We start from the raw sequence: 22,939 nt of genomic DNA, 5'->3' as shown, positions 1-22,939 counted from the left end.
TGATTACCTGGATCCCGTTATGCGCGCACTTGTACCCCTGACCCTGGCCCTCCTGCTCACAGCCTGCGGCGATGGCGAATCGCTGCTGCCTCCCGATGCACGCCTGCCCGATGGCGGGCGTTATCGCGGCGACCTGGTGGACGGCCTGTTGCAAGGCCAGGGACGCATCGATTACCCCAACGGCAGCTGGTACGCCGGCCAGTTCGACAAGGGCCAGTGGCACGGCACCGGGGAGTGGCACGGCAGCAATGGCGAGGTCTATCGCGGCCAATTCGAGCAAGGCCTTTTCCATGGCCAGGGCAGCCTGACCACACCGACCAGCAGCTACACCGGCGGCTTCAAGCAAGGCCGGCGGGACGGCGAAGGGACGCTCAAGGAAAACGGCATGACCTACCGGGGCGAATTCAAGGCCGACCGTTACTCCGGCCTCGGGCGTCTCGAACTCGACGATGGCAGCCAGTATCAAGGCCCGTTCGCCAACGGCAAGCCCAACGGCGAAGGCCAGCGCTTCGATGCCAGCGGCAACCAGTTCACCGGGCATTTCGTCGACGGCCAGCTCCAGGGCAAGGGCACGTTCAACAGTGCCGAAGGCGACGTCTACATCGGCGGTTTCCGCAACAACCAACTCAACGGTCGGGGGCGTTATGAAAATGCCGACGGCGATGTCTGGATCGGCCAGTTCAAGGACGGCGCGCTGACCGGCAAAGGCGAACTGATTGGCGCGGACGGCAGTCATTATCTCGGCCAGTTCAACGAATGGCGCTTCACCGGCGAGGGCCGCCTCAACCTGCCCGATGGCAGCTTCTACGTGGGCCAGTTCGAAAGCGACAGCTACCACGGGCGCGGCACCTTGGTACTGACCGACGGCACGGTGCAAAGCGGCACCTGGGCCAACGGCCTGCGGATACGCGACGCCGACGGCAAGCTGCTGCCGGACGTGCTCGAACGCGGCATCCTGGCCCAAGGCCGCCTGCTCGACGAAGCGCTGGCCGATATCCCCGCGTCGACGCCTGAGGTGGAACTGTACAGCCTGACCCTGGGCGGCGACGGCAAGCAGAGCGTGTTCCTGCGTGAATCCGACTACGTTGCCAATATGCTTGCCAGCCGTTTCGGCGCGACCGGCCAGATCCGCCTGGTGAACCACCGCGATCACCTCAGCGACCGGCCCATGGCCAGCCGCGAAAGCCTGCGCCGCGCCGCCGTCACTTTGGCCGAGCGCAGCGGCCCGGAAGACCTGATATTCATCTACCTGACCAGCCACGGCACCAGCGAGCACGAACTGGTGCTCGACCAACCTCGCATGGAACTGGCCGACCTGCCCGCCGACGAACTGGCCGTTGTCCTGGCGCCGCTCAAGCATCGCGACAAGATCGTGGTGATCTCGGCCTGTTATTCCGGTGGGTTCATTCCGGCGCTCAAGGATGAACGCACGTTGATCATGACCGCGTCCCGGGCCGACCGGGTGTCATTCGGCTGCTCCGAGGAGGCCAACTTCACTTATTTCGGCGACGCCCTGTTCGCCCAGGCGCTGAACCAGACCGACGACCTGGAGCAAGCGTTCAAGCGCGCCAAGGGCATCGTTGCCGAACGCGAGCAGGCGGACAATTTCGAAGCCTCGGAACCGCAGATCTGGGCGCCGAGGACGGTGCTGTCCCACTGGCAATTGCTGCGCAAGCAACAAGCGCGAAAAGCATTGCGAAGTGCTGCATTGAACGACGAGGGCAAAAAGAGCAACTAAGCTGAACCGTATCAAGGGGGAGACACTATGTACTTGACGCCTCAGCATGTTTTGCTCGCCGGCGCGACCGGATTGACCGGGGAACATCTGTTGGATCGGCTGCTCAATGAGCCGACCATCACCCGGGTACTGGCGCCTTCCCGCCGGCCACTGGCCGAGCATCCGCACTTGGAAAATCCGGTTGGGGAACCGGCCGAGTTGCTGCAACGGCTCGAAGGCCCGGTCGACATCGCCTTCTGCTGCCTCGGCACCACCATCAAGAAAGCCGGCTCCGAACAGGCGTTTCGCGCCGTGGACCTGGACCTGGTGGTGGCCTTCGCCAAACGCGCCCGGGAGCTGGGCGCGCGGCATCTCATCGTGATCAGTGCGTTGAATGCCGACGCGAAGTCGTCGATCTTCTACAACCGGGTCAAAGGCGAAATGGAGGCGGCCCTCAAGGCCCAGGATTGGCCGCAACTGACCATCTGCCGCCCTTCCCTGCTGCTCGGCGAGCGGGTTGAACCGCGCCTGGCCGAGCAACTGGCCGGGCCGTTGTCCAAGCTGATTCCTGGCAAGTACCACGGTATCGAAGCCTGCCAACTGGCCCGGGCCATGTGGCGTCTGGCGCTGGAAGAGCAGGATGGGGTGCGGGTGGTGGAGTCGGATGAGTTGCGCAGGCTTGGGAAATGATTCTGTAGCGCCTGCGTGGATGCATAGTGGCGAGGGAGCTTGCTCCCGCTCGACTGCGCAGCAGTCGCCTTGGATCTCAGGGGGAAAAGCTGGGGGCTTCTCCGCAGCCCAGCGGGAGCAAGCGCCCTCGCCACAGGTTGTGAGGCAATTGCTTGCTACAATCCCCCAGTCGCCTGGAACCCCACACCCAACGCCGTAAACAACGACAACGGCAACAACAAAGTATCGAGCAACGCGCTCCCAGGCAGATCGAGGCCCGGATAGCTCGGCGCCTCAGCGCCAAAGCGGTCCTTGGCGCAGCAACCGCCGTTCAGCGCATAAAGATCCAGGCGCGTCCCGGCGTACACCACCGGAGCACCCGGCTTGGCGGCGTCGAGGGTGCGGGCGGTGGCGCAACCGGTCAGTTGCAACGCCAGCAACACCGCCAGCAGCTTATTCATCGCTGCTCAAATGATGCTCGCCCCAACGTGGCAGCATGTCTTGGGGAATGTTCATCAGGTTGAGGATCCGGGCGACCACGAAATCGATCAGGTCATCGATGGTCTGTGGCTGATGATAGAAACCCGGCGAGGCCGGCAAAATGGTTACGCCCATGTTCGACAGCTTGAGCATGTGCTCCAAGTGAATGCTCGAATACGGCGCTTCCCGGGGCACCAGGATCAACTGGCGACGCTCCTTGAGCGTGACGTCCGCCGCCCGTTCGATCAGGTTGTTGCAGGCACCAGTGGCAATCGCCGACAGCGTCCCGGTGGAGCACGGCACCACCACCATCGCCGCTGGCGCGCCGGAGCCGGAGGCCACCGGCGACATCCAGTCTTCCTTGCCATACACACGAATCTGCCCCGCCGCCGCACCGGTGTACTCGGTGAGGAAGGCCTGCATCATCTGGGTCTTGGGTGGCAAGGTCACGTCGGTCTCGGTGGCCATCACCAATTGCGCGGCCTTGGAGATGAGGAAATGCACTTCGCGGTCTTCGCGCACCAGGCAATCGAGCAAGCGCAAGCCGTACTGGGCGCCGGACGCACCAGTCATCGCCAGCGTGATGCGTTCCGGGCCATTGCCCTGCAAGCGCGTGTTCATTTCAGCGCCTCGGCCAGTTTGCCGTGCAGGCCGCCGAAGCCGCCATTGCTCATGATCACCACGTGGGTACCGGGCTGGGCCTGGCTTTTGACGCGTTCGATGATGCCCTCCAAGGAATCGCTGACAATCGACGGCACCGTACACAGCGCGGCGGTGGCGGCCAGATCCCAACCCAGGTTGGCCGGCGCATACCAGATCACCTGGTCGGCATCGACCACGCTTTCCGGCAAGCCGTCGCGGTGGGCACCGAGCTTCATGGAATTGGAGCGCGGCTCGATGATAGCGATCAACGGCGCATCACCGATGCGCTTGCGCAAGCCGTCGAGGGTGGTGGCAATAGCCGTCGGGTGGTGGGCGAAGTCGTCGTAAATGGTGATGCCGCGGACTTCGGCAACCTTTTCCATCCGCCGTTTCACGCTTTTGAACGCGCTCAACGCGGCGATGCCCATGGACGGCACCACGCCGACATGCCGGGCCGCCGCCAGGGTCGCCAGGGCATTGGCGACGTTGTGCTGGCCGGTCATGTCCCACTCGACCACGCCTTGGGGCTGGCCTTCGAACATCACTTCAAACTCAGAGCCGTCATCCTTGAGCAGCTTGACCTGCCACTGACCGCCCGCACCGGTGGTTTGCACCGGCGTCCAGCAGCCCATTTCAATGACGCGCTGCAACGCCGGCTCGGTAGTCGGGTGGATCACCAGGCCTTCGCTGGGGATGGTGCGCACTAAATGGTGGAATTGCCGCTCAATGGCCGGCAAATCGGGGAAGATGTCCGCATGATCGAACTCGAGGTTATTAAGGATCGCCGTGCGTGGACGGTAGTGGACGAACTTCGAGCGCTTGTCGAAAAATGCGCTGTCGTACTCATCGGCCTCGATCACGAAGAACGGCGTGCCACCCAGGCGCGCCGACACCGAGAAATTCTGCGGCACGCCACCGATCAAGAAGCCCGGGCTCATGCCCGCGTGCTCCAGCACCCAGGCGAGCATGCTGCTGGTGGTGGTCTTGCCGTGGGTGCCGGCCACGGCCAGGACCCAACGGCCCTGCAGCACATGGTCGGCCAGCCATTGCGGCCCGGACACGTACGGCAGGCCTTTGTTGAGCACGTACTCCACCGCCGGGTTGCCACGGGACATGGCGTTGCCGATGACCACCAGGTCCGGCGCCGGGTCCAGCTGTGCCGGGTCATAGCCCTGGGTCAACTCGATGCCTTGGGCTTCCAGCTGAGTGCTCATGGGCGGATAGACGTTGGCGTCGGAACCCGTCACGTGATGGCCTAATTCCTTCGCCAAAACCGCCATCGAACCCATGAAAGTGCCGCAAATACCGAGAATATGGATGTGCATAGTCGACCTCGTAAACATGGCCGCAGGTTAGCGTAGGGAGGGGAAAATCGCACCTTGTGTTTAGCCTTCGCACCGAGATCCACCGTGGGAGCGAGCCTGCTCGCGAAGGGCCGCGACGCGGTTATCGGGCAATCGCGTGCTTGCGCAGTTTGCGGTAGAGGGTATTGCGGCTGATCCCCAGCTGTTCAGCTGTGTGGGTCATATGCCAGCGCTGGCGCTCCAGCGCATCGAGCAACGCCAGTCGCTCGGCATCTTCCAGCGGGTTTTCTGTCGGGGCTTCTACCTGCTCCACCGGGCATTGGCGGATCATCGCCGGCAAGTCTTCCAAACCAATCCGCCCGCCGTCGCACAACGCAGCGAGGGTACGCAGCACATTGCGCAGCTGCCGCACGTTGCCCGGCCAATCGAAGCCCAGCAACGCCTGGCGCGCCGGTTCGTCGATAAACACCGTCTCGGCGCCGCTCTCTTCAGCCAACAGGAAATCCAGCAGCTGAGATTTGTCACTGCGCTCACGCAACGCCGGCAACGGGATTTCCAAGCCATTGAGGCGGTAATACAGATCCTCGCGAAAACTGCCATCGCGCACCCGGTCGAGCAATTGCCGGTGAGTGGCGCTGATGATGCGTACGTTCACCGCCTCGGGTTCGCCGCCGATGGGCACCACGAGGCGATCTTCCAGCACCCGCAGCAAGCGAGTCTGCAAGGCCAGCGGCATGTCGCCGATTTCATCGAGAAACAGCGTGCCGCCGTCGGCCTGTTGCAACTTGCCGCGCATGCCCTCTTTTCTCGCGCCGGTGAAGCTGCCGCCGCGATAACCGAACAGCTCGCTTTCGATCAGGCTTTCTGGAATCGCGGCGCAGTTGAGGGCGACGAAGTTTTTCTCGGCGCGCTGGCTGGCATGGTGCACAGCCTTGGCAAACGCCTCCTTGCCGGAGCCGGTCTCGCCGTGGATCAGCAGCGGCACATCGCGTTCGTAGACCCGCAGTGCCTTGCGAAAATGTTCCTGCAACGCCGCATCCCCCAGGCAGATCCCCGGCAGACGTGCCGACTCGATGACTTTGAAGGCCGGCGCGACCGGGGCCGGGACGCTACGCGGCTGGCCGCGCAACACGGCAAACAGATGCCGGCCGTCACGGGTGCGCAACGGCCAACTGGCGCTGGCCTGGGCACTGGCCCGGCCCATCAGCTCATCCAGGGAACAATCAAAAAAGTCTTCGACCCGCTGACCAAGCAAGCCGCCACGAATGTGCCCGAGCAGGTTCAGCGCGCTCTGGTTCACCGCGCAGATCCGCCCTTCGCCGTCGAACGCCATCAGCCCTTCGCTGAACAGCCCCACGGACTCGGCCTGCAGATGGAAGCGCAGTAGCCATTGATTGTCGAAGCAACGCAGGAAATAACAGCTCTCGATCATCTTCGCCGAGAGATTGACCAGGGCCATGGTGTGAAACTGGCTCTGGCGCGACACGTCTGGCCGGGCCGAGGACACATCGAGCACCGCCAGCAGTTCGCCATGAGGGTCGAACACCGGGCTCGCCGAGCAGGTCAGGCCGGTGTGACGGCCGCGAAAATGTTCTTCCTGGTGGATGGTCAGGGCTTGGCGTTCCACCAGGCAGGTGCCGATGCCGTTGGTGCCTTCGCAGGCTTCGCTCCAGTCGGCGCCCAGCCAAAGGCCGGCCCGCTCGAAAATCTTCCGCTCGCTGGGGGCAGTGACGCAGTTGAGGATCACGCCCCGAGCGTCGGTGAGCAGCACAGCGTGGCCGGCGCCGGAGAGTTGTTGATGCAGGCTGGTCATTTCCGTGCCGGCGATATGCAGCACTTGCTGCAAACGCTCGCGGCTTTCCAGCACTCGGCCATGTTCAAGCACCGTCGGCGCCAGGTTCTGCGCCGGGTCGAGGTGATAGTCCTCAAGGCAGCGCAGCCAGGAACGGGCAATCGACGGATCGCTGCCAGGCCCCTGCAAATGGGCCTTGCCCTGGGTGACCGTCAAGACTTGCTGGGCATGGCGACTCAAATGGTTGCTGTGCATTTCTTATTGTTCTCCCCGAAGGACCTTTTTGGACCTGCAGACACATTGCCCCGTGGCGAGGGAGCTTGCTCCCGCTGGGCTGCGCAGCGGCCCCAAAACCTGAGCACGCGGTGCATCAGGTTGACCGAGTTGGCTTTGGGGGACCGCTTCGCGATCCAGCGGGAGCAAGCTCCCTCGCCACATAAGCGGTCCGCCCATGGCCTCGCCGTCGAAGCCAGCATCCTCCAGCCCACCGACCTTTGCAATGCTGGCGCGACCTGCCGGTCACAGACTGTCTCAGCCATGGCACAAACTGTCACACCCTGCGTATCGCAACCGTGACACAGCCCCTCCGTTTGTCTGACGAATTCCTCCCAAAGTCTTGATTTCCGGGCCCTGCAAGGCAATGGCCCAACCTTTGCTCTAGGCTTAAGTACCAGCGCGAATTTGCGCGGCTCCCTAATAAGCACAAAAGCCAAGGAGAACTCATCATGCGTTACGCTCACCCCGGTACTGAAGGCGCTATCGTTTCGTTCAAGGCCAAATACGGTAACTACATCGGCGGCGAGTTCGTCGCGCCTGTCAAAGGTCAGTACTTCACCAACACTTCGCCGGTCAATGGCCAGCCCATTGCCGAATTCCCGCGCTCCACGGCCGAAGACATCGACAAAGCCCTGGATGCCGCCCACGCCGCCGCTGATGCCTGGGGCGCTACGTCGGTCCAGGCCCGCTCGCTGATCCTGCTGAAAATCGCCGACCGCATCGAAGCGAACCTCGAAACCCTGGCGATCACCGAATCCTGGGACAACGGCAAGGCCGTGCGTGAGACCCTCAACGCCGACATCCCATTGGCAGCCGACCACTTCCGCTACTTCGCCGGTTGCCTGCGAGCCCAGGAAGGCAGCGCCGCCGAGATCGACGGCAACACCGTGGCCTATCACATCCATGAACCACTGGGCGTGGTCGGGCAAATCATCCCGTGGAACTTCCCGCTGTTGATGGCCGCCTGGAAACTCGCCCCGGCTCTGGCCGCCGGCAACTGTGTGGTACTCAAGCCGGCCGAGCAAACCCCGCTGGGCATCTGCGTGCTGATGGAACTGATCGGCGACCTGCTGCCACCGGGCGTGCTGAACGTGGTGCAAGGTTTCGGCAAGGAAGCCGGTGAAGCCCTCGCCACCAGCAAGCGCATCGCCAAAATCGCCTTCACCGGTTCCACCCCGGTGGGCTCGCACATCATGAAATGCGCCGCCGAGAACATCATCCCGTCCACCGTGGAACTGGGCGGCAAGTCGCCGAATATCTTCTTCGAAGACATCATGCAGGCCGAGCCAAGCTTCATCGAAAAAGCCGCCGAAGGCCTGGTGCTGGCGTTCTTCAACCAGGGCGAAGTCTGCACCTGCCCATCCCGCGCCTTGGTGCAGGAGTCGATCTACGACGAATTCATGCAAGTGGTGATGAAGAAAATCGAGCAGATCAAGCGCGGCGACCCGCTGGACACCGACACCATGGTCGGCGCCCAGGCATCCGAGCAGCAATTCGACAAGATTCTTTCGTACTTGGAAATCGCCAAGGGCGAAGGCGCGCAACTGTTGACCGGCGGCCAGGTGGAGAAACTCGAAGGCAACCTTTCCAGCGGTTATTACATCCAGCCGACCCTGCTCAAGGGCACCAACAAGATGCGCGTCTTCCAGGAAGAAATCTTCGGCCCGGTGGTGAGCATCACCACCTTCAAGGACGAAGCCGAAGCCCTGGCGATCGCCAACGACACCGAGTTCGGCCTCGGCGCGGGCCTCTGGACCCGCGACATCAACCGCGCCTACCGCATGGGCCGGGCGATCAAGGCCGGTCGCGTCTGGACCAACTGCTACCACCTGTACCCGGCCCACGCCGCGTTCGGTGGCTACAAGAAGTCCGGCGTCGGGCGCGAGACGCACAAGATGATGCTCGACCACTACCAGCAGACCAAGAATCTGCTGGTGAGCTACGACATCAATCCGCTGGGGTTCTTCTAAGTAAAAAAGGGCGAGGCAGGCAACCCTGCTTCGCCCTTTAGATTGCCTTCGCGAGCAGGCTCGCTCCCACAGGGATTTGTGGATAACTCTTCTTCAGGGTTGGAACCGATCCACTGTGGGAGCGAGCTTGCTCGCGATGGCGGCGGCACATCCAGCACAGCTACAACTGAATCACGCGTCATGAGCAAGCCCGCTTCACAGGGCCAAAAAAAATAAAAACAGGTGAACCCTTATGCCAAGCGATCATGCAACCCCGCAACCGGCAACGTCCTCGGTCGATTTCGAAAAAGTCGGCTCCGAATATTTCCAACAACGTGAACTGAAGAAAGGCGCGGCGGGCTGGGTCCTGCTGGTAGGCCTGGGCGTGGCCTATGTCATTTCTGGCGACTACGCTGGCTGGAACTTCGGCCTGGCCCAGGGCGGCTGGGGTGGGATGTTCCTCGCCACGCTGCTGATGGCCGCGATGTACCTGTGCATGTGTTTTTCCCTCGCCGAGCTGTCTTCGATGATCCCCACCGCCGGCGGCGGCTACGGTTTTGCCCGCAGCGCATTCGGGCCTTGGGGCGGATTCCTCACGGGCACCGCGATCCTGATCGAATACGCCATTGCCCCGGCGGCGATTGCCGTGTTCATCGGCGCCTATTGCCAGTCGCTGTTCGGCATTGGCGGCTGGATGATCTACCTGGCGTTCTACATCATCTTCATTGCCATCCACATTTTCGGCGTCGGAGAAGCCCTCAAGCTGATGTTCATCATTACCGCCGTCGCCGCCCTGGCACTGGGAGTCTTCCTGGTGGCGATGGTGCCGCACTTCAACGTCGCCAACCTGCTGGACATTCCGGTCACCGAGGCCGCTGGGGCCAGTTCGTTCCTGCCGTTCGGCTACGTCGGCGTCTGGGCGGCCATCCCTTATGCGATCTGGTTTTTCCTCGCCGTTGAAGGCGTGCCGCTGGCCGCTGAAGAAACCAAGAACCCCAAGCGCGACCTGCCGCGCGGCCTGATCGGCGCGATGCTGGTGCTGGTGGCCTTTGCCCTGCTGATTCTGGTGATCGGCCCGGGCGGCGCGGGCTCCAACGCGCTGATGGCGTCGGGCAACCCACTGGTGGAAGCCCTGACCAAGGCCTACGGCGGCTCGACCTGGATGGGCAACTTCGTCAACCTGGTCGGCCTGGCCGGTTTGATCGCCAGTTTCTTCTCGATCATCTACGCCTACTCGCGGCAGATCTTCGCGCTGTCCCGCGCCGGCTACCTGCCGCGCAAACTCTCGGAAACCAATAAAAGCAAAGCGCCGGTCCTGGCGTTGGTCATCCCCGGCATCATCGGTTTCGGCCTGTCCTTGACCGGCCAGGGCGACCTGCTGATTCTGGTGGCGGTGTTCGGCGCGACCATTTCCTACGTGCTGATGATGGCCGCGCACATCACCCTGCGCATCCGTCGCCCCAAAATGGACCGGCCATACCGCACGCCGGGCGGCATCTTCACCTCGGGCGTGGCCCTGGTGCTGGCGTGTATCGCCGTGGTGGCGGGCTTCCTGGTCGATCCTCGGGTGGTGATCGGCGCCGCGATCATCTATGGAGTGTTAATTGCTTACTTTGCTTTCTACAGTCGGCATCACTTGGTCGCAGGCACGCCCGAAGAGGAATTCGCGGCCATTCAAAAAGCCGAAGAAGCCTTGCACTAAGCCGTAACGTGCCGAAAAACACGGCGCCGCCCAGCGGCGCCGTCACGGAGAACCTGTATGGCCAGTTTTGCACACACGGTCGGCGCCCAGACCTACCGCTTCGACAGCCTCAAAGACCTGATGGCCAAGGCCAGCCCGGCGCGTTCCGGGGACTTCCTGGCCGAGATCGCCGCGCTCAACGATGGCGAGCGCGTGGCCGCGCAAATGGCCCTGGCTGACTTGCCCCTCAGCCATTTCCTGCAAGAAATGCTGATTCCTTACGAGGCCGACGAAGTGACCCGGTTGATCGTCGACACTCACGACAAACAAGCTTTTGCCGTCGTCAGCCACCTCACGGTCGGCGGTTTTCGCGATTGGCTGCTCAGCGAAGCCGCCGACGAACAGAGCCTGCGGGCACTGGCTCCTGGCCTGACGCCGGAAATGGTCGCCGCCGTGTCGAAAATCATGCGCGTGCAAGACCTGGTGCTGGTGGCGCAGAAAATCCGCGTGGTGACCAAGTTTCGCGGCACCCTCGGCCTGCGCGGGCGATTGTCCACGCGCCTGCAACCCAACCACCCCACCGACGAACCCGCCGGCATCGCCGCGAGCATCCTCGACGGCCTGCTCTTCGGCAACGGCGACGCCATGATCGGTATCAACCCGGCCACTGACAGCACCGCCTCGATCTGCGCCATGCTGGAAATGCTCGACGCCATCATCCAGCGCTACGACATCCCCACCCAAGGTTGCGTGCTGACCCACGTCACCACCTCCATCGAAGCGGCGAACCGGGGCGTGCCCCTGGACCTGGTGTTCCAGTCCATCGCCGGCACCGAAGCGGCCAACGCCAGTTTCGGCATCAGCCTGAACATTTTGAAGGAAGGCTACGACGCAGGGCTCAGCCTGAATCGCGGCACCTTGGGCAACAACCTGATGTATTTCGAAACCGGCCAAGGCAGCGCGCTGTCGGCCAATGCCCACCACGGCGTCGATCAACAGACCTGCGAGACGCGGGCCTACGCCGTGGCGCGACATTTCAACCCGTTCCTGGTGAACACGGTTGTAGGCTTCATCGGTCCGGAATACCTCTACAACGGTAAACAAATCATCCGCGCCGGCCTCGAAGACCACTTCTGCGGCAAGTTGCTCGGCGTGCCGATGGGCTGCGACATCTGCTACACCAACCACGCCGAAGCCGACCAGGACGACATGGACACCCTGCTGACCCTGCTGGGCGTGGCCGGGATCAACTTCATCATGGGCATCCCCGGCTCCGACGACATCATGCTCAACTACCAGACCACCTCGTTCCACGACGCCCTCTATGCCCGCCAGACCCTGGGCCTCAAGCCCGCGCCGGAATTCGAAACCTGGCTGGCGAACATGGGCATCCTCACTCAGGCCGATGGCCGGGTGCGGTTCGGCGACAACCTGCCACCGGCGTTTCGTCACGCCCTCGCGCATTTGGGATAAGAGACCTGCCCATGGATAAAAACCCCGTCGACTCGCAAAACCCTTGGCTGAACCTGCGCAACCTCACCCCGGCGCGCATCGCCCTGGGCCGCACCGGCACCAGCCTACCCACCTCGGCGCAACTGGACTTCCAATTCGCCCACGCCCAGGCCCGCGATGCGGTGCACCTGGCGTTCGATCACCAGGGCATCCGCGCACAACTGACTGAGCGTGGCCGTGAAAGCCTGTTGCTCCACAGCGCAGCCAGCGACCGCAATAGCTATCTACAACGCCCGGATCTGGGTCGACGGCTCGACGACGCCTCCGCGCAAATCCTTCAGGACTACGCCGCCGCCCATCCCGGCGGTGTGGACTTGGTCATTGTGGTGGCTGACGGGCTGTCAGCGCTGGCGGTACATCGCCATACGCTGCCGTTCCTGGCGCGCCTGGAAGAACAGATCGCCGCCGAAGGCTGGTCTGTGTCGCCCATCGTTTTGGTGGAACAGGGCCGCGTCGCGGTGGCCGATGAAGTGGCGCAGCGGCTCGGCGCAAAAATGTCGGTGATCCTGATCGGTGAACGCCCCGGCCTCAGCTCCCCCGACAGCCTGGGGCTGTATTTTACCTACGCCCCCAAGGTCGGCCTGACCGATGCGTATCGCAACTGCATCTCCAACGTGCGCCTCGAAGGCCTGAGCTATGGCATGGCGGCCCATCGCCTGATCTATCTGATGCGCGAGGCCTGTCGCCGACAGCTCTCGGGGGTCAATCTGAAGGACGAAGCCCAGGTAAACACTTTAGAGGCGGAAAACGGTGCCGATATGAAAGGTAATTTCCTACTGGCGCCGCCCCCAAGCTGAACCTGTCATGCAATTGCGCTTTTGATCCGCTTTCAGGCAGCATCTGGGCACGGCAGTCCGCCGTTGTTGTCAGACTTGATGTCGACCTTTGCAGACGAGACCTACCATGCGGATTATCCAAGCGACGCTGGAACACCTGGACCTGCTGACCCCATTGTTCGTCAAATACCGGGAATTCTACGGCTCGCTGCCTTTTCCGGACTCGTCCCGGGCCTTCCTGGAAAAACGCCTGCGCCGCAAGGAGTCGGTGATCTACCTGGCCCTGCCGGATGACGACGACAGCAAGTTGCTCGGTTTCTGCCAGCTCTACCCCAGCTTCTCGTCGCTGTCGCTCAAGCGCGTGTGGATCCTCAACGACATCTACGTCGCCGAAGATGCCCGCCGCCAACTCGTCGCCGACAACCTGATCCGCACCGCAAAAAAAATGGCCAAGGAAACCAACGCCGTCCGCATGCGCGTCTCCACCAGCAGCAACAACGACGTCGCGCAGAAAACCTACGAGTCGATCGGCTTCAAGGAAGACTCCGAGTTCAAGAACTACGTGCTGCCGATCAGTGAAGGGCTTTGACCCCTGCGGCTAGATGAAGCCTCTGTGGCCAGATGAAACCTTGTGACTGAGTGAAACCCTCGTGGCGAGGGAGCTTGCTCCCGCTGGGCTGCGCAGCAGCCCCAAGACCTGAGCACGCGGTACATCAGGCCGACCGAGCTGCCTGCTTTGGGACCGCTACGCCGTCCAGCGGGAGCAAGCTCCCTCGCCACAAAAACGGTCCGAGCCACGCCTCATCCAGCCAGTCCCCTTGGAAATCCCCCGCTACAAACTCAACACGCGCTTCACAATCCCCACCGTATAATGCCGCTCTTCCCTGCTTGTAAGAAAAAGCTACACACCCTGTAGCCCATACTCAAAGCCAGACCCACCAGCCCCGCCGAGTCGGGCCGCCACCAAGGTGTTACGCATGGATTTCAACCCCCTCGACCTCATCCTGCATCTCGACGTCTACCTCGACATGCTGGTGACCAACTACGGGACGTGGATCTACGCCATCCTGTTCCTGGTGATCTTCTGTGAAACCGGCCTGGTGGTCATGCCGTTCCTGCCGGGCGACTCCCTGTTGTTCATCGCCGGCGCCGTAGCCGCCGGTGGCGCCATGGACCCGGTACTGCTGGGGGGCCTGTTGATGCTCGCGGCCATCCTCGGCGACAGCACCAACTACCTCATCGGCCGTACCGCTGGCGAAAAACTGTTCAGCAACCCCAACTCGAAAATCTTCCGCCGCGACTACCTGCAGCAGACCCACGATTTCTACGATAAACACGGCGGCAAAACCGTGACCCTGGCGCGCTTCCTGCCGATCATCCGCACCTTCGCGCCCTTCGTCGCCGGCGTCGGCAAGATGAACTACCTGCGTTTCTTCGGCTTCAGCGTCCTTGGCACCATCCTATGGGTTGGCGGCCTGGTGACCCTCGGCTACTTCTTCGGCAACGTGCCCTTCATCAAGCAAAACCTGTCGCTGCTGGTGGTGGGCATCATCCTGCTGTCGCTGCTGCCGATGATCATTGGCCTGGTGCGCAGCAAAATGAGCCAGCGCGGCTCAAAAGCCGAAACGCGCTGATCGCTCCATGTGGTCCTTGAGCAACTGGCGCCGCCGACGCACCCTCGCCAAGCACCCCGTGGCCGAGGACACCTGGCAACGGGTGCGCCAGCAATTGAGCTTCCTCGACGGCATCAGCGCCGAAGAAGACCAATGGCTGCGTGAAGCCTGCGTACTGTTCCTGCACGACAAACACCTTACCGCCCTGCCCGGCGTCGAACTGCATCAGGAACAACGCCTGCTGCTTGCCGCCCAGGCCCAATTGCCGCTGATGCACCTCGGCGACCTGAACTGGTACCAGGGCTTCCACGAAATCGTCCTCTACCCCGACGACTTCCTCAGCCCCCAGCGCTACCGCGACGCCAGCGGCATCGAGCACGAGTGGGACGGCGAACACAGCGGCGAAGCCTGGCCCCAAGGCCCGATCATCCTGGCCTGGGACGGCGTGATGGCCAGCGGCGGCTGGGACGGCTACAACCTGGTGATCCACGAACTGGCGCACAAACTCGACATGCTCAACGGCGACGCCAACGGCCTGCCACCGCTGCACGCCGACATGCGCGTCAGCGACTGGGCCGACGCCATGCAACATGCATTCGATGATCTGGACCGCCAACTCGACCACAACCCCGACGCAGAGACCGCCATCGATCCCTATGCCGCCGAAAACCCCGCCGAGTTCTTCGCCGTCACCAGCGAATACTTCTTCAGCGCCCCGGATCTGCTGCACCAGGCCTATCCTCGGGTGTATGAACAGCTCAAGGCGTTTTACCGCCAGGATCCGTTGGCCCGGCTGCGGCAACTTCAGGCCGAAGATCCGGTCTATCAGGCGTCATACTAAGGTCTAGGGCAAAGCCCAAGACCCTGGTAGCGTGGCAACAGCGGCCGAATATGCCTATAATCGCCGCCACTTTTTGGTCAATCCGACCAGTCATCTGGTCAACTAACGGGGGCACCGCCCAATGAGCTACAGCAAGATTCCGGCTGGCAAAGACCTGCCGAACGACATCTACGTCGCGATCGAAATCCCGGCCAACCACGCCCCGATCAAATACGAAATCGACAAAGACAGCGATTGCCTGTTCGTTGACCGTTTCATGGCCACCCCGATGTTCTACCCGGCCAACTACGGTTACATCCCCAATACCCTGGCCGACGACGGCGACCCCCTCGACGTGCTGGTCGTAACCCCTTACCCAGTGGCTCCAGGCTCGGTCATCCGCGCCCGTCCAGTCGGCATCCTGAACATGACCGACGACGGCGGCGGCGATGCCAAAGTCATCGCAGTACCCCACGACAAACTGTCGCAACTGTACGTCGATGTGAAGGAATACACCGACCTGCCACCACTGCTGATCCAGCAGATCGAGCACTTCTTCGCGAACTACAAAGACCTCGAAAAAGGCAAGTGGGTCAAGATCGAAGGCTGGGCCGGCGCAGACGCCGCCCGCGAAGCGATCACCAAGTCGGTTGCCGCCTACAAAGGCTGAGACCGAACTTAAAAAGAACCCCGGTTAACCGGGGTTTTTTTATGCTTGGACCCTGGCTAATACAACTTCGTATTACCAGCGTTTACCTGCGTTTATCCCGCTAGTTTTGGTTCCTGCAAACGGAAAGATCATCTTATAAATTCACACGACATGTTTATTGCCGAAAGCACAGTCGCCCCTAAACTTTCCGTTTATGAAAATACATTCCAGTGGCGACCGCTTCAGAGCCCTTCTCAAAGAAGCCAACATCCGATCCGCCGACTTCGCGAAGTTGTACGGCGTAAAATCGCAGCATGTAAATAACTGGTTCAACCGTGGCATCCCACCGGGACGCATCTACAGCATCGCCGGCCTGCTCACCGTCAGCCCGCAATGGCTCGCCACCGGCGAAGGCCCGCAAACCCCACTGGGCCTCGGCCCCGGCACCACCTATGAAGCCGCCGAAAACGACGGCGTCTACAGCGTGGCGGAAACCACGGACATCGAACTGCCGTTCTATAAGGAAGTCCCGATTGCCCCCGGCGAAACCAAAACTTACATCACCGAAATCCCCGATCAATCCATCCGCCTGCCCCGCACCCACCTAGAATCCCTGGAAATCGACCCCAGCGACGCCATCTGCACCACCATGGTCGGCGACAGCATGGCCGAACGCATCGAAGACGGCTCCACCCTCGCCATCGACCGGGGTCTGACCCAAATCGTCGACGGCCAAATCTACGCCCTCGAACACGACGGCATGCTGCGCATCAAATACCTGCACCGCATCCCCGGTAACCGACTTCGGCTGCGCAGCCACAACAGCGCCGCCTACCCCGACGAAGTCTTCAGCGCCGAACAGATCGACGCACAACACATCCACGTGATCGGCTGGGTGTTCTGGTGGTCAACCCTCAACAAACAGAGACCGCCGGTGTCCGACTAACCCACCGAACGGACAGACACGCAAAGCTCCTTGTGATGAGGAGCTTTTGTGACAGGAAGCTTTTGTGACAGAGAGTTCGTTGCAGAGAGCTTTTGTGGCGAGGGAGCTTGCTCCCGCTGGGCTGCGCAGCAGCCCCCCACTGTTCCCCCTGAATCACCCCTAACCCAATGATTTCGCACCACTTACCACTGGGATTCTGAACCAAACCCGCGTATCCTCCGCCCCACATTTGCGAGCCCACGCCTCGCACCGACAAGGCAGATCACTTTCTGACTAAGTCCCACAGCCGGCCGCAAGAGCCGGATGTACGTTTTGAAGGCTGGTAAGGTTTGTCAAAAACGAACTGAATCAGTCAACGAGAAGCCGGCCATAAGCCGGCTTTTTATTGTCTGAATTCCAAGGGGTTCAGCGGGTTCTTGCCTATCCGGAACCAATTAAAGATTTGCCCTACAGACCCTGCCTCTTTCCCTGACTTATTTCTCCAGCCATCCCCGGCAAAGTCTCGCGCCTTCCTGCGTTGCGAGATGTCTGAATGCGTTTCCCTGACAAGACCCCGTCTCTAAGCGGCGCCATTGGTTCGCTGGTCCTGGCCGTCATGAACAAGCCCAATGTCGAGGCGGTGCTACAGGATTTTCGCAATTGCCTGGGCGACTACGACACCTGGGCGCAAAAGTTCTGGAACGGCCAGACGCTGGACATCGAGCAGGTGTTCAAGGTCGGCAATGAGGTCTCGCTCGCGCCTACGAAGGACGGCGGCAAGCAAGTCAGTGCCGTGGTGGCGAGCTGTCCGGCACAAGGTCCATTGACCCTTGTGCATATGTTCCAGGCATCACGTTTCGTGCCAATCGGCGACACACCGGTGGTGCTCGAACCCATCATTCGGGACGCGCTGGGGAAAGAAACGTTTGGCGATCCAATCCCATACGTCATCGGCCCCAGCGGCATCCTGGAAATCGCCGAATGCGACCGCGGCCAGCGTTACCGCATCAGCTTTTTTCCGAATGTCACGAGCGATCACGTCGAGGCGCTGTATGCCTCTTATCAAACAGCGATCGCCGAGCTCGAAGGTTGGCTGAAAGCCGAGTGGGACGAGTTTCAACCACAGTGGAAGGAATTCTCCGACAGCCGTTTTTTCAAGCGAGTCGACCTGTTGGAGCAGTCTCAGTTACGCGGCTTTGAAAAAGGCCTGTTTGAACTGTGGGACGACATCAAACAGATCTTCGATCTGCTGGCGGACCTTAAGGCCAACAGTGAAAAGCTCCTGGAATACCTCACCGAGGCCGAGCTTGAACAACTGCTGGAAACTTCGTCAGAGGCGATCGCCAAAGCGCTGATGATTGTGAGCGATGAGCCCTTGCTCTTCGTTTACACGGCGGCGTTCACCAGTTGGCTGCGGATGTTGCCACCGCAATATTTGGCCGAAGTCCTAGGCGAAGTGCGCGCTGCGGTGCTGATCAACTTCATCCTGGCAATCGTTACCGGCGGCTTAGGCATAGGCCTGCGCCTGAGCGGCAAGGCGCTGCGCTTGGTTCGCTCGGAACGAGCCCGCGCATGGTTGCAGGCCTCGAGCCAACGCCTGGGCCAACTCGGTGGCGACAGCCTTAACGCTCATGCCGATGTGCTCAAGCCGGTCGTGATTGCGGGGCGAGGACCTTCAGTGGGGCCGGCGCCTGTCAGACCCTTGCAAATCACCACGGGAGACTCCCCACCTCTGTCGGTCAGCAATCCTGCCGCGATCGTGCGGGAAAAATCCCAGCCTTCCACTCAGCTAAACAAGTACGAGCCCCACGACGACGCCCCCGCCCAATCGAAAAACCCCAACGGCGACCCCGCCGACAGCGCCGCCCAGACCCGCACCGACGGTTGCCCGGTGTCCATGGTCACCGGCGAAGAGCTGCTCACCCTCGAAGACGGCACCCTCGACGGCCGCTTGCCCTTCGTCTTCACCCGCCTCTACCGCACCAGCGCCGCCGACCTGGACATCGGCCTCGGCCGCGGATGGACCCATGCCCTGGCCCATCGCCTGTTGATCGACGGCGAGCAGGTGACCTGGGTCGACCAGGAAAACCGCCGCACCACGTTTCCCCGGCCCAGCCTGCAACGCCCAGCCATCCACAACAGCCTGGCCCGCGCGGCGATTTACCTGAGCAACGAGCCGGACGAATTGATCGTCGCCCAGCCCGGCGAAGACGCTCCTTTCCTACATTTTCGCGACGGTCATCTGATCGCCCTGAGCGATCGGTACGACAACCGCCTGACCGTCCAACGCAACATCTACGGCGACATCAGCCGCCTGGACAACGGTGCCGGCCGCTGTTTGCGTTTGCGCTACGAGCATCGGCACCTGGTCGCCATCGACTATCAGAGCTTCCACCCGGCGCTGACCCTCGACGAAGCCTGGCGCACCGAACAGACCCTGGTGACCTACCGCTACGATGCGCGTTTGCGCCTCATCGAAGCGACCAACGCCGCCGGCGAGAGCGAGCGCTACGACTACGACGACCAGCACGTCATCCTCCAGCGGCAACTGGCCGGAGGCGCGAGTTTCTACTGGGAGTGGCAAGGCCTCGGCCCGGCGGCGCGCTGTGTCCGGCATTGGGCCTCGTTCGCGCAGATGGACAGCCGCTACACCTGGGGCGACGACGGCAGCGTCACGGTCCGGCATATCGATGGCAGCCAGGACGTGTATGTCCACGACGACCACGCGCGGCTGGTGCGCCAGGTCGATCCCGCCGGCGGCGAACACCTCAAGGCTTATGACGAACAGGGCCGGCTGATCGCCGAGCAAGACCCGCTGGGCGCCGTCACCGAATACCGCTACGACGAAGTCGGACGGCTGGTGGCGCTGATTCCGCCGGAAGGCGAGCCCACGTCCTACGAATACCGAAACGGTTTCCTACACGCCCGGACTCGCGGCAAGGCCGTGTGGACCTACTGGCGCAATGCCCAGGGCGACATCATCGAAGTCGTCGACCCGGCTCGCCAAAGCACTTGGTATCACTACGACGACCAGGGGCAACTGAACACCATCAGCTACCCGGACGGCGGTGCCCATCATTTTGTGCGAAACCCGTTGGGCCAACTGACGGAAGAAATCCTGCCGGACGACGGCCAGCGAGTTTTTACCTACGACGCCCTGGGCCGCCTGCTGACCCGTCAAGACGAACGCGGCGCCATCACCCATTACCAATGGGACGCCGTGGGCCGCTTGCTACAGACCACCCTGCCCACCGGCGCGACCCGTGCATGGACCTACAACGCCTACGGCAAGGTCACCGCGGAACGGGACGAACTGGGGCGCATCACCCGCTACGAATACGCCGACGATCTGCACCTGGTCAGCCGCCGCCTCAACCCCGACGGCAGCGAACTGAAGTACCGCTACGACTCGGCGCGGCTGTTGCTGACCGAAATCGAGAACGAATCCGGCGAAAAATATCAGCTGGACTACACGCCCAACGGACTGATCCGACAGGAAACCGGCTTCGACGGCCAGCGCACCGGCTACGCCTACGACCTCAACGGCCACCTGCTGGAAAAGACCGAATTCGGCGCCGACGGCAGCCAGCGGATCACCGCCTACCAACGCGACACCGCCGGCCGCCTGCTGCGCAAGACCTTGCCCGACGGTGCCACGGTCGAGTACGGCTACGACGCCCTCGGGCGGTTGATCAGCGTTGAAGACGGCCATTGGCCGCTGGCCTACGAATACGACAACCAGGACCGCCTCGTCGCCGAACACCAGGGTTGGGCGAGCCTGCATTATCGCTACGACAATGTCGGCCGGTTGGTCCATTGCCGCCTGCCCGATCGCAGCACCCTGGATTACCGCCACCTGCGAGGCGGGGCGCTGATCGCCATCGACCTCAACGGCACGTGCCTGACCGAACACCGCTTCAAGGGCGGCCGCGAACGCCAGCGCCAGCAGGGCCAGTTGCTCAGCGACTACAGCTACGACGAACAGGGTCGCCTCAAGGCCCAGACCGTGTGGCAAAGCCAGCAAAAACAACTGTTCTGGCGCGACTATTCCTACACCGCCAACGGCAACCTCGCCGCGCTTTCCGACACGCGAAACCGACGCGGCTACCAGTACGACGCGCTGGATCGCCTGGTGCGCATCGACTACGCCCACAGCCAACCCCCGGAACACTTTTCCCACGACCCGGCCGGCAATGTGTTGTTCAACGACCGTCCCGGCCCGACCACCCTCAAGGGCAACCGTCTACTGATGGAGGGCGATCGTCACTATGACTACGACGCCTACGGCAACCTGGTCCGCGAACGCCGCGGCCATGCCCAGTGCCTCGTCACGCAATACCGCTACGACAGCCAACATCGGCTCATCGGCGTCACCACCCCCGACGGGAGCGAAACCTCCTACCGCTACGACGCCTTCGGCCGACGCATCGAGAAGACCGTGGACGGCCTCACCACGGAATTCATCTGGCAGGGCGACCAGGTCATCGCTGAAAGCAGCGACCGTCACTACCAGAGCTACGTCTATGAACCCGGCACCTTCCGCCCCCTGGCCCTGCTGGAAGGCGCAGGCCCGGAAAAAGCCACGCCGTTCTACTACCACCTCGACCACCTCGGCACCCCTCAGGAACTGACCAGCCACCAAGGCGAAGTCGTCTGGGCCGCGCGCTACAACGGCTACGGCAAACTCACCGAACTGCGCCACGGCGACGGCAAACGACTGGAACAACCGCTGCGCTTTCAGGGGCAATACCACGACCGGGAAAGCGGCCTGCATTACAACCGGCACCGGTACTACAATCCGGAGACGGGGCGGTATCTGACGCTGGACCCGAGCAAGCTGGCGGGTGGGTTGAATGGGTACCGGTACACCCTGAACCCGACGGGGTGGGTGGATCCGTTGGGGTTGTCATGTTGCCCTGGAGATATTGAGGCCGATGGGCCGTACAGCGAAATAGTGCCCGGGGGAGGTTTGGCTGCGCATGAGGCTCGCGGTGGGCATTTGATGGAAAAACATATCGGACGTTCTGAAGACCAACTGAGGAGGCGTCTTGATTCGGAGCCCCGCGTACCTACCGCTTCTACATTTCCAGATAGAGCTACGGCGGAGTCGTCTGCTTCCAGCGTCCTAAGAACAAGAAAAGTGGAGGTAGATAACTTCTTAAGTAACAGATTGAGAACATCGCTTACCCTACAGCAATCCTTCACCTCTCCAGTTGGAGTCGGCGTTATACGTGAAACTGGAAACCTAGAACCGTTGTCTGTCGTGATCTTAATTCTTAGAAAGTCCGACCGATCACCAACGGGATATAATTTACTAACAGGATTTATTGAAAAAAATGAAAGATAAATACCCCGAGCTCTTTCAGTTTTTTGGATGTTATTTTCATCAAGATTGGATGTGCGAGTCGTCAGACCCTGATGACATTATAAGAAACTTTGTTTCGGACTCTGCGCCTGAAATCATAGCCATGGTAACAAATGAAATCTCGGCACTATTAAAGTTTAAATTTAGCGACGAAGAGATCAGAGAACTTATTATGAGTGAGATGCCATGCAACTATTGCTATTGGATGGATTGGGAGTCCGGCGAAATGTGGTTAAAGCATATTTTGCAAGTTATGACTCACACTGAAACCTCCCAGCTTGGCAATGATTAATGATGGCAGCCGTACGCAGACTAGCAGACCGGGGAAACAAGAAACCGGCGCGTCCGGGGACGCCCTGCGCACAGCCACCATCAAGTGCAGGGTGAAGAACCCCTGACTGGATGACGCCTTGCACAACCTGTTTCACCACGAGCTGCTAAACCCGGTCATTGATGAGCAGTGACAAAATTCAAGCTACCGGCGTGGCCCCAGGCGCACAAGCCGGCGGATCTGGCGTAGTTGTAGGCAAAGGCGCAAGGCGGTGTCGGCAAGCTGTCTAACATGCGGATTGTGGAGATGGCGTCAGGTCAGTTGGGTCACTTTCAGCTGACACACCGCCTTCGCGAGCAGGCTCGCTCCCACAAGGGACCACCTAAAGGCCAGAGCCGCGCTTCGAACCGGCCATTGAACCAAAGAACAGAAAAACGGAACCCAATCCCAGCGGCCCCGCTCAATTTTAAAGAGACCAACCCAAGACGGAGCCCCGCC

General features: G+C 61.5%; 17 protein-coding genes. 13 read left to right on the top strand and 4 right to left on the bottom strand.

Features of this window, described 5'->3' with window-relative positions; translation table 11 throughout:
• Positions 1-19 precede the first annotated feature (19 nt).
• Together J3P81_RS03320 and J3P81_RS03315 are read left to right on the top strand one after the other, a co-directional pair.
• The gene (locus tag J3P81_RS03320; RefSeq protein ID WP_420767344.1) at positions 20-1,738 is read left to right on the top strand and encodes a C13 family peptidase; all 1,719 of its coding nucleotides are present in this window, start codon (positions 20-22) and stop codon (positions 1,736-1,738) included.
• 27 nt (positions 1,739-1,765) lie between these two features.
• Entirely contained in the window at positions 1,766-2,407 is a 642-nt protein-coding gene (locus J3P81_RS03315; protein ID WP_420767345.1) for an oxidoreductase, read from the top strand.
• A gap of 155 nt (positions 2,408-2,562) precedes the next feature.
• On the opposite strand, the gene J3P81_RS03310 is transcribed toward J3P81_RS03315, so the two are convergent.
• The 4 genes from J3P81_RS03310 to J3P81_RS03295 all read right to left on the bottom strand — a co-directional run bounded on the left by J3P81_RS03310 (position 2,563) and on the right by J3P81_RS03295 (position 6,859).
• A complete protein-coding gene (locus tag J3P81_RS03310) occupies positions 2,563-2,847 on the bottom strand; it encodes a YceK/YidQ family lipoprotein (protein WP_045157038.1) in 285 nt (94 codons plus the stop codon).
• Positions 2,840-3,487, bottom strand: coding sequence for a flavin prenyltransferase UbiX (gene ubiX, locus J3P81_RS03305; protein WP_420767346.1), 648 nt, complete (start codon positions 3,485-3,487; stop codon positions 2,840-2,842). The genes J3P81_RS03310 and ubiX overlap by 8 nt, the downstream gene beginning before the upstream one ends.
• Positions 3,484-4,833, bottom strand: coding sequence for a UDP-N-acetylmuramate:L-alanyl-gamma-D-glutamyl-meso-diaminopimelate ligase (mpl, locus tag J3P81_RS03300; protein WP_434562118.1), 1,350 nt, complete (start codon positions 4,831-4,833; stop codon positions 3,484-3,486). The genes ubiX and mpl overlap by 4 nt, the downstream gene beginning before the upstream one ends.
• A gap of 121 nt (positions 4,834-4,954) precedes the next feature.
• A complete protein-coding gene (locus J3P81_RS03295) occupies positions 4,955-6,859 on the bottom strand; it encodes a sigma-54-dependent Fis family transcriptional regulator (protein ID WP_434562116.1) in 1,905 nt (634 codons plus the stop codon).
• A gap of 470 nt (positions 6,860-7,329) precedes the next feature.
• On the opposite strand from J3P81_RS03295, the gene exaC reads away from it, so the two are divergent.
• From exaC to J3P81_RS03240, 11 genes are all read left to right on the top strand, one after another.
• The gene (gene exaC / locus J3P81_RS03290) at positions 7,330-8,850 is read left to right on the top strand and encodes an acetaldehyde dehydrogenase ExaC (RefSeq protein ID WP_434562114.1); all 1,521 of its coding nucleotides are present in this window, start codon (positions 7,330-7,332) and stop codon (positions 8,848-8,850) included.
• Positions 8,851-9,082: 232 nt separating this feature from the next.
• A complete protein-coding gene (gene eat / locus J3P81_RS03285; protein ID WP_434562112.1) occupies positions 9,083-10,531 on the top strand; it encodes an ethanolamine permease in 1,449 nt (482 codons plus the stop codon).
• Positions 10,532-10,588: 57 nt separating this feature from the next.
• Positions 10,589-11,983, top strand: coding sequence for an ethanolamine ammonia-lyase subunit EutB (locus tag J3P81_RS03280; protein WP_434562110.1), 1,395 nt, complete (start codon positions 10,589-10,591; stop codon positions 11,981-11,983).
• Between the two features lie 11 nt (positions 11,984-11,994).
• The gene (gene eutC / locus J3P81_RS03275; protein WP_434562108.1) at positions 11,995-12,819 is read left to right on the top strand and encodes an ethanolamine ammonia-lyase subunit EutC; all 825 of its coding nucleotides are present in this window, start codon (positions 11,995-11,997) and stop codon (positions 12,817-12,819) included.
• Positions 12,820-12,925: 106 nt separating this feature from the next.
• Positions 12,926-13,387 (top strand): GNAT family N-acetyltransferase, encoded by a 462-nt coding sequence (locus tag J3P81_RS03270; RefSeq protein ID WP_420767353.1) that lies wholly within the window; start codon positions 12,926-12,928, stop codon positions 13,385-13,387.
• Between the two features lie 388 nt (positions 13,388-13,775).
• On the top strand, positions 13,776-14,432 hold the full coding sequence (locus J3P81_RS03265) for a DedA family protein (protein WP_434562106.1): 657 nt from the start codon (positions 13,776-13,778) through the stop codon (positions 14,430-14,432).
• Between the two features lie 7 nt (positions 14,433-14,439).
• Complete coding sequence (locus J3P81_RS03260; RefSeq protein ID WP_434562104.1) at positions 14,440-15,252, top strand: zinc-dependent peptidase; 813 nt, start codon at positions 14,440-14,442, stop codon at positions 15,250-15,252.
• 121 nt (positions 15,253-15,373) lie between these two features.
• A complete protein-coding gene (ppa, locus tag J3P81_RS03255) occupies positions 15,374-15,901 on the top strand; it encodes an inorganic diphosphatase (RefSeq protein WP_003205933.1) in 528 nt (175 codons plus the stop codon).
• 193 nt (positions 15,902-16,094) lie between these two features.
• The gene (locus J3P81_RS03250) at positions 16,095-16,826 is read left to right on the top strand and encodes a LexA family transcriptional regulator (RefSeq protein ID WP_420767356.1); all 732 of its coding nucleotides are present in this window, start codon (positions 16,095-16,097) and stop codon (positions 16,824-16,826) included.
• A 532-nt stretch (positions 16,827-17,358) separates the two neighbouring features.
• Positions 17,359-22,152 carry an RHS repeat-associated core domain-containing protein gene (locus J3P81_RS03245; protein ID WP_434562102.1) on the top strand — a complete coding sequence of 1,598 codons (4,794 nt, stop codon included), beginning with the start codon at positions 17,359-17,361 and terminating at the stop codon, positions 22,150-22,152.
• Positions 22,142-22,462, top strand: a complete 321-nt coding sequence (locus tag J3P81_RS03240; RefSeq protein ID WP_434562100.1) for a contact-dependent growth inhibition system immunity protein — start codon at positions 22,142-22,144, stop codon at positions 22,460-22,462. Before J3P81_RS03245 ends, J3P81_RS03240 begins: the two co-directional genes overlap by 11 nt.
• Positions 22,463-22,939: the final 477 nt, after the last annotated feature.

The organism is Pseudomonas sp. R1-6 (genome assembly GCF_051132115.1).
In the GTDB taxonomy this organism is placed as follows: Bacteria; Pseudomonadota; Gammaproteobacteria; order Pseudomonadales; family Pseudomonadaceae; genus Aquipseudomonas.
Note: the sequence above shows the minus strand (reverse complement) of the source record. Positions and strands in the feature narration are given on the sequence as shown.